Source organism: Variovorax sp. 20P10.2.4, from assembly GCF_058244205.1.
In genome coordinates this window covers 1-5685 of sequence record NZ_JBZAYE010000482.1, presented here as the reverse complement: position 1 = coordinate 5685, position 5685 = coordinate 1, and the positions used below count along the sequence as shown (strand labels likewise).

Here is a 5685-nt window from a genome sequence, read left to right as displayed (position 1 = left end):
CGTGATGCTCGCGTCGCCGGCCGAACTGCTGTCGCGGAACGCGACGAAGCCGCCGTTGTCGCCCGGCGCGCCACCGCGCGCGGCCACGGTGATCGCGAGCGCGCCCGCCTCGGCCGTGTTGGTGAAGGCCAGCGAGGCGTTGTCCGCCACGGACACCGGGCCGCTGCCGAGCGCGCCCGTGACCAGGGCCTCGACCGCGCCCGCGGCCACGTCGGTGCCGCCGGCGTATGCATTGGCCGCACCGAGCTGCAAGGTGCCCGCGCCGATCTTGCGCAGGCTGCCCGCGCCGCTGACCGTGCCGTCCAGCGCGACGGTCTGGTCGATGTCGAAGCTGTTGACACCCGCCCCCAGGCTCACGGCGCGCGTCCCGGCGGTGTCGCCGGTCACATGCAGGGTGGTGCCTTCGAGCGCGAGGCCGCCCGTGGCCGCGCCGAGGTTGTCATCCGACGCGATCTGCAGGATGCCGCCCTTGACGGTGGTGCCGCCGCTGTAGCTGTTGCTGCCATCGAGCACCAGGGTGCCCTGGTCTTCCTTGACCAGGCCGCCCGTGCCGGTCAGCGAGGACGCGATGGTCGCGGTCATGCCCGCGCCGGCCGCGGTGCCGTCGCCCACGCGCACGGTGGTCGCGGCATTGCCGAGCTCGATCGCATCGCCCTGCACGCGGTAGCCGTCGGTGGCGAACTGCGCGCCGGTGATGCGCACCGTGCCGCCCGCGTCATTGACCGTGACCGTGCCGGCAGTGCCGCCGAACACCGCGAACTGACCTTGTGCCCAGGCCGCATTGATCTTGCCGTCGACACCGGTCCAGCCGTCGCCCGGAATCCCGACACGCCAGGTGCCCGAGCCGCCGGCCACCTGGCCGTCGTTGTACTTGCTCGCGTCGCCGCCATCCCAGAAGTTCAGCGACAGGCCCGCGCGGTTGATCAGGTTGACCTGCTGCGCCACCGAGGTCTGCACCTGCAGGTCGGTCTTGGCGCCGGGTGCGGTGCCGATGTCCAGGCCGTTGTCGGTCAGGCTGCCCGTGTAGCTGATGAGCCGGTACAGGCCCGCGCCGAAGCTGCCGCCGGCCGACTGCGCCACGTTGAGCGTGCCGTCGAGCTGCAGGTTGCCGTTGACGTTGACGAGGTCGTTGAGCGGACCGCCGACGGTGTTGGCCTGGCCGAGCTGGTAGTTCAGCGCCGCGCCATCGGCCAGGCTCAGGCTGCCGAGCGTCAAGGTGCCGGGGTCCCCATTGCCCGCAGACAGCGCGCCGCCCTTGGCGATGCTCACCGCGCCCGCGATGCTGCCGCTGCCCGACAGCACCGCGCCGCCGAGGATCTGCACCGCACCCGTGCCGGTCGCGCTGCCGCTCGCGTTGTTCACCGCGAGCGTGCCCGCGGCGACGGTGGTGCCGCCGGTATAGCTGTTGGCGCCACTGAGCGTGAGCGTGCCCGCGCCGACCTTGACGATCGAACCGCCCGTGCCCGAACCCGGCTGCGCGAACACGCTGCCCTTGTCGCTGACGGTGCCCGACAGCGTGTCGCTGGTGTTCAGCCCGCCCACGGTGAGCCGCGTGGCGCCGAGAACGACAGCGCCCGCGCCCGAGAGCGAACCGAGTTCGACGCCGGTCTTGGCGGTCGAGCCCGAGACATCGACCACGCCGCCCGCGGCATTGGCGACCGTGGCACCCGTGCCCGAGCTGTTGTCGGCGAAGCGCACCAGGCCGCCCGATGCATTGCCGATTTGCGCGCCGCCGGCCGTGGCGTTGCCGCCGAAGCTCAGCTGGCTCTTGCCGCCGTTGGCGATGGTCGCGCTGCCGGCGCTGGCATCCTGGAAGAAGTAGACCGACCCGCCCGCGTTGGCGATGGTCGACGTGCCGGCGCTGGTGTTGCCGCTGAACTGCACCGAGTTCACGCCCGCTGTCTGCCAGCCCGCGCCGTTGAGCGTGATCTTCGAGCTCGCGGCCGTGGCGTTCTGCGCGAAGGCCAGCATGTTGCCGCTGTCCGCGCTCGCGGCACGGCCCACGGTGTAGTCGTTGCCGCCCGCGCTCGCCTTGTCGGTGTAGAGCAGCGTGGTGCCGTTGCCCTGCTGGCGCACCGCGCCGCTGCCGAGCACGCCGCTCGCGGTGGTGGTGATGCTCGCGCCGTCCTGCAGCAGCGTGCCGCCGCTGTAGCTGTTGGCCGCCACCAGGCCCAGGGTGCCGCCCTTGCCGGTCACGGTGAGCAGCCCGTTGCCGCTGATGAGACCGCCCACGCCGAAGACGCTGTTGCCCAGGTCGATGGTGCCGCCGCCCGCGCCCAGCGCGAGCGCGCGCGAGGCGAAGAACGGCGCGGAGCCGGTCGCGATGCGCAAGGTGCCGCCATCGAGCGCCAGGCCCTTGCCGAAGGCACCGAGGTTGTTGTCGGCCGAGATCTGCAGGATGCCGCCCTTGACCGTGGTGCCGCCCGCATAGCTGTTGTTGCCGGTCAGCACCAGCGTGCCGCCGTCGTCCTTCACGAGGCCGCCCGCGCCGCCGATCGACGCCGCGATGGTCGCGGTCATGCCCGCGCTCGCGCCGGAGCCGTCGCCCACGCGCACCACCGTCTGGGGTGCGGTGATGGTGAGCGGGTCGCCGTTGATCGTGTAGCCGTCGACCGCGAACTGCGCGCCGCCCAGGCGCACCGCACCGCCCGCGCCCTTGTTGTTCACCGTGACCGTGCCGGCCTGGCCGCCGAAGATCGCGAAGCCGTCCTGCACCCAGGTGCCGTTGGCCAGCCCGTTGGCGTCGGTCCAGTTGTCGCCGGGCGCGCCCGCGCGCCAGGTGCCCGCACCGCCCGCGATCTTGCCGTCGTTGAAGTTGGCGCTGTTGCCGCCATCCCAGAGGTTCAGCACCAGGCCGTCGCTGTTGAGCAGGTTGACCTGGTTCGCCACCGAGGTCTGCACCGAGAGCTTGCCCGTCGGCGCCGTGCCGATGTCCAGCCCGTTGTCGGTCAGCGTGCCCGTGTAGTTGATGAGGCGGTACAGCCCCGCGCCGAACTTGCCGCCCGCGCTCTCGGCCACGTTGAGCGTGCCGTCGAGCTGCAGGTTGCCGTTGACGTTGATCAGGTCGTTGAGCGAGCCGCCGGCCACGCCGGCCTGGCCCAGCTCGTAGTTCAGCGTCGAGCCGGCATCGAGGCTCAGCGCGCCGACGCTCAGGGTGCCGACGCCGCCATTGCCCGCCGACAGGGTGCCGCCCTTGGCGACCGTGACCGCGCCCGCGATGCTGCCGGTGCCCGCGAGCGTGGCGCCGCCCTGCACTTGCACGGCGCCCGTGCCGGTCGCGCTGCCGCTCGCGTTGTTCGCGGCCAGCGTGCCGCCCGCCACCGTGGTGCCGCCGGTGTAGCTGTTGGCCCCGGTGAGCGCCAGCGTTCCGCTGCCCACCTTGACGACCGAGCCACCGGCTCCGCTGATCGTGCCCGACAGGGTGGTGCTGGTGTTGAGCCCACCCGTGGTCAGCGCCTTCCCGCCCAGCAGCACGTCGCCCGCGCCGTCGAGCGCACCGACGCTGGTGCCCGCATTGACGAGGCTGCCGATGTCGAGCTTCGCGCCCGCGTTGTTGACCACCGTGGCCTGGTCGGCGCTCGCGCGGTCGAAGAAGTCGATCAGCCCGCCGCTTTCGTTGACCAGCCGTGCCTGCCCCGCGCTCGCGTCGTCGAACAGGCGGATGCGGCCACCCGCGAGGTTGGTGATCTGCGCCTGGCCCGCGCTGGCATTGAGCCGGAAGTCGGTCGAGCCACCGCGGTTCTCGATCACGGCCTTGCCCGCGCTCGAGGTGTTGCGAAATTCGATCGAGGCGCCCTGGTTCGCCACCAGGGTCGCTTCGCCGGCCGAGCTGCCGTTGAGGAACTGCACGAAGCCGCCCTTGTCGGCCGGCGCGCCGCCACTCGCGGCCGCGGTGATCGCGAGCTTGCCCGCCTCGGCCGTGTTGGCGAAGACCAGCGTGGCATTGCCCGCCACCGACACCGGCCCGCTGCCGAGCGCGTCTGTCACCGTCGCATTGATCCTGCCCTGCGCGATCTCGGTGCCACCCGTGTAGTCGTTGGCCACGATGAGCTGCAGCAGCCCCGCGCCGGTCTTGCGCAGGCGGCCCGCGCCGCTGACCTTGCCCCCGAGGCTCAGGGTCTCGACCGGGACCACCTCGAAGGTGGCCACACCCGCGCCCAGGCTCACGGCCCGCGTGCCCGAAGCGCCGCCGGTCACGTGCAGCGTGGCGCCGTCCTCGAGCGCGAGGCCGCCCGTCTCCGCGCCGAGGTTGCCGTCGGAAGCGATCTGCAGCACGCCGCCCTTGATGGTGGTGCCGCCGCTGTAGCTGTTGACGCTGTCGAGCACCAGCGTGCCGAGGTCTTCCTTCACCAGGCCGCCGGTGCCGGTCAGCGCGGACGCGATGGTCGCCGTCATGCCCGCGCCCGCATTGGTGCCGTCACCCACGCGCACCACCGTCTGGGGTGCGGTGATCGTGAGCGCATCGCCGTTGATCGTGTAGCCGCTCACCGCGAACTGCGCGCCGCCGAGGCGCACCGGATTCGCACCGACCTGGGTGTCGACCGTGACGGTGCCGGCCTGGCCGCTGAAGACGGCCACGCCGTCCTGCTGCCAGCCGCCGTTGAGCTTGCCGTCGATGCCGGTCCAGCTCGAGCTGGAGCCGCCCGCGCGCCAGGTGCCGCTGCCGCCCGCGACCTTGCCGTCGTTGAAGTTCGCGGGCGTGCTGCCGTCCCACAAGGTGAGCGCCACGCCTTCGCTGTTGACCAGGTTGACCTGGTTCGCCACCGCGGTCTGCACCTGCAGGTTCTTCGCGTCGGTCGGCGCCGTGCCGATCTCCAGCCCGTTGTCGGTCAGCGTGCCGGTGTAGTCGATGAGCCGGTAGAGGCCGGCGCCGAACTTGCCGCCCGCGGACTGCGCGATGTTGAGCGTGCCGTCGAGCTGCAGGTTGCCGTTGACGCTGATCAGGTCGTTGAGCGCACCGCCCGCCACGCCGGCCTGGCCGAGCTCGTAGTTCAGCGTCGAGCCTGCTGCGAGGTTCAGGCCACCGAGCGTGAGTGTGCCGACACCGCCATTGCCGGCCGACAGCACGCCGCCGTCGGCGACCGTGACCGTGCCCGCGATGCTGCCGGAGCCCGCGAGCGTGGCGCCCGATTGCACCTGCACGGCGCCGGTGCCGGTGGCGCTGCCGCTCGCGTTGTTCGCGGCGAGCGTGCCGCCCGCCACCGTGGTGCCACCGGTGTAGGTATTGGCACCGTTCAAGCCGAGCGTGCCGCTGCCGACCTTCACGACCGACCCGCCGTTGCCGCTGATCGTGCCCGACAGCGTGGTGCTCGTGTTCAACCCGCCGGTGGTCAACGCCTTGGCCCCCAGCTGCACGTCGCCCGCGCCCTCGAGCGAGCCGATGCTCACACCCGCCGTGGTGAGCTTGCTGATACGCAGCAGCGCACCCGCGTTGTTCACCACCGTCGCCTGGTCCGCGCTCGCACGGTCGGCGATGTCGATCACCCCGCCGCTCTCGTTGACCAGTCGCGCCTGCCCCGCATTCGCGTCGTCGAGCAGGTTGACCAGCCCGCCCGCGAAGTTCGTGATCTGCGCCTTGCCGCCATTCGCGTTGAACCACAGCGTGGTCGAGCCGCCGCGGTTCTCGATCACCGCATTGCCCGCGCTCGAGCTGTCGCGGAACTCGACCGAGGCCCCCTGGTTCAC

The 5685-nt window shown here is 71.9% G+C and carries 1 protein-coding gene; it reads right to left on the bottom strand.

Annotated elements, in window-relative coordinates; translation table 11 throughout:
• Positions 1–5685: beta strand repeat-containing protein (locus AC27VN_RS30810; RefSeq protein WP_490879017.1), on the bottom strand; the 5685-nt coding region annotated here is incomplete at both ends.